This window comes from uncultured Aquincola sp., assembly GCF_964001545.1.
GTDB lineage: Bacteria > Pseudomonadota > Gammaproteobacteria > Burkholderiales > Burkholderiaceae_C > Aquincola.
The window spans coordinates 1-2,755 of sequence record NZ_CAXFDV010000415.1 but is presented as its reverse complement, the minus strand read 5'-3'; the positions used below and the strand labels follow the sequence as shown (position 1 = coordinate 2,755).

4 protein-coding genes are annotated in these 2,755 nt (G+C 68.8%); all 4 read right to left on the bottom strand.

The genetic code is table 11. The features are described 5' to 3' along the window. A partial coding sequence (locus ABNT58_RS14150; RefSeq protein ID WP_348754106.1) for a flagellar basal body P-ring protein FlgI occupies positions 1–749 on the bottom strand: 749 nt, incomplete at its 3' end. A gap of 11 nt (positions 750–760) precedes the next feature. Beyond that, positions 761–1,447, bottom strand: coding sequence for a flagellar basal body L-ring protein FlgH (gene flgH / locus ABNT58_RS14145; protein WP_348754105.1), 687 nt, complete (start codon positions 1,445–1,447; stop codon positions 761–763). Next, the gene (gene flgG, locus ABNT58_RS14140) at positions 1,444–2,232 is read right to left on the bottom strand and encodes a flagellar basal-body rod protein FlgG (protein ID WP_348754104.1); all 789 of its coding nucleotides are present in this window, start codon (positions 2,230–2,232) and stop codon (positions 1,444–1,446) included. Before flgG ends, flgH begins: the two co-directional genes overlap by 4 nt. Before the next feature lie 10 nt (positions 2,233–2,242). Further along, the coding region (locus tag ABNT58_RS14135) for a flagellar basal body rod C-terminal domain-containing protein (RefSeq protein ID WP_348754103.1) at positions 2,243–2,755 on the bottom strand (513 nt) is incomplete at its 5' end.

Genomic DNA, 2,755 nt, shown 5'->3' with positions numbered 1-2,755 from the left:
GTCGGGTTGGCGGGCGCCACCACGTCCACGCTGGTGGCGTCGCGGGTGCTGGCCACCGGGCCGTAGGCCTTGTTGATCGATTCGACGATGTTGGTCGCGGTCTGGAAGTGCGGGCGCTTGAGGTTCAGGCGCACCGTGGGCCGGGTGTCGAAGTCGGTCTCGATCTCGCGCTCGATGCTGGCGCCGTTGGGCACGCGGCCCGAGGTGGGCGTGTTGATGGTGACGCTGGAGCCGCTTGCGCCGCTGGCGTTCAGCCCGCCCACCACCAGGTTGCCCTGGCCCAGCGCATACACCTCGCCGTCGGCCGCGCGCAGCGGCGTCAGCAGCAGCGTGCCGCCGCGCAGGCTCTTGGCATCGCCCAGCGACGAGACGGTGATGTCGATGGTCTGGCCCTTGCGGTAGCCGGGCGGAAACACCGCGCTCACCATCACCGTGGCCACGTTCTTGGACTTGGCGTCCACCTTCTCGGGCAGCTTGACGCCGAACTGCTTGAGCAGGTTGGTCATCGACTGGCCGGTGGCCTTGGACTGCGTGCTGTCGCCGCTGCCGTTCAGGCCCACCACCAGGCCATAGCCGATCAGCTGGTTGTCGCGCACGCCTTCCACGCTGACCAGGTTGCGCAGCGTGCGCAGGTTCTTGGGCGCCACGGCTTCGGGCGCGGCATTGCGCGGCGGGTTGGCGGCCAGCGCGGCCAGGGGCGCGGCCAGCGCGCCGATGAGCAGCCAGGTGGTGGGGCGCAGGAAGGTCATGACGTCGGCCTTCAGAAGGGCATCCAGGGGCTGGCGAAGAAGCGGGTCAGCCAGCCGGGGTTGTTGGCATCGGCCAGCGTGCCGCGGCCCGAATAGGCGATGCGGGCATTGGCGATGCGTTGGGAAGACACGCGGTTGTCGGTGTCGATGTCGGCGCTGCGCACGTAGCCGGCCAGGCGCACGAACTCTTCGCCCTGGTTCAGGTACAGGCTTTTTTCGCCCGACACCCGCAGCAGGCCGCCGGGCATCACCTCATGCACGATGACGGTGATGGCGCCCTGCAGCGTGTTCTGCTGGCTGCTGGTGGCCGAGCCGTTGAAGTCGCGCGAGCCGCCCGCGGCCACGTTGGCGTTGATGGTGCTGGTGCCAATCACCGGCGCCCGCAGCGCGATGTTGCTTTCCTTGCCGAACTTGGTGTCGGCCGACTTGCTGGACTGCGTGGTCTCGTTGAGCACCACGGTCAGCACGTCGCCGGGGCGGAAGGCCCGGCTGTCGGAGTGCAGGCTCCAGGTGGCGTCGGGCGTGAACACGCCGCCAGCCTGGCCGCGGCGCGACACCGGCTGCATCACCGGCAGCGGCTTTTCCTCGGTCAGCACCGGCGCCTGCTGCGGCTCGATGTGCGCGCAGCCCGAGGCGGCCAGCAGGGCCGTGGCAGCCAGCAGCAGGACGGCCGCATGGCGGCGGTGGTGCGTGTTCATCGGGCAGCCTGCGCCAGGTACTGCAGCATGTTGTCGGCTGCGGAAAGCACCTTGGTGTTCATCTCGTAGGTGCGCTGGGCGGCGATCATCTCGACCATCTCTTCTACCACCTGCACGTTCGAGCCTTCCAGCGCGTACTGCTTGAGCTTGCCGTGCGCATCGGTGCCGGGGTTGCCCACAGCCGGCGCGCCGCTGGCGGCGGTCTCGGTGTAAAGGTTGTCGCCGGTGGCCAGCAGGCCGGCCGGGTTCACGAAGCTGGCCAGGGTGAGCTGACCCACTTCGGTCTGCGCGGTCTGGCCGCTGACGGTGACGGACACCACGCCGTTTTCGCCGATGCTCACGCCGGTGGCATTGGCGGGGATGGTGATCTCGGGCACCAGCGGCAGGCCCTGGGCGGTGACCAGCCGGCCTTCCGAATCGAGCTGCAGCTGGCCGGCGCGGGTGTAGGCGGTGTTGCCGTTGGGCAGCGCCACCTGCAAAAAGCCCTGGCCCACGATGGCCACGTCCAGCGCCTGGCTGGTGGTCTGCAGGCTGCCGGTGGTGAACACCTTCTGCGTGCCCAGCACCTTGGTGCCGTTGCCCAGCTGCGTGCCCGAAGGCGAGGCGGTGTTGTTGTCGCGCTGGGCGCCCGGCTGCTGGTCCACCTGGTAGAACAGGTCCTGGAACATCACGCGGTCGCGCTTGAAGCCGACGGTGTTGACGTTGGCCAGGTTGTTGGCAATGGCCTGCAGCTTGGCGTCCTGCGCCTGCACACCGGTCTTGCTGATCCACATTGCGGGGTTCATCGCTCTCTCCTCAATCCCTGATCAAACGGTTGCCCGACTCGGCCATCGAGTCGGCGGCCTTGTAGAGCTTCATCTGCACCTCGAAGTCGCGGTTCAGGCTCATCGTGGCCACCATCTCCTCGACGGCGGACACGTTGCTGCCTTCCAGCGCGCCGGCCTGCAGCTGGGCGTTGTCGTCGGCGGCCAGCGGCTGGCCGTTGCGCGGCACGATCAGGCCGGCCACGTTCTTGGTGATCTGGCCCACCTCGGGCGTCACCAGCTTGAGCTTGTCCACCGCCTGCATCTCGGTCTCGCCGGGCGCCTGGATGGACACGGTGCCGTCCACGCCGATGCTCAGCTTCTCGTAGGGCGGCAGCACGATGGGGCCGCCGTCGCCCACCAGCGGGCGGCCGTCTACCTTCAGTGCGCCGTCGGCATCGATCTGGATGGCGCCGGCGCGGGTATAGGCCTCGCCGCCGTTCCACTGCACCGCCAGGTAGGCATTGCCCTGCAGCGCCACGTCCATGTCGCGGCCGGTGGCCCG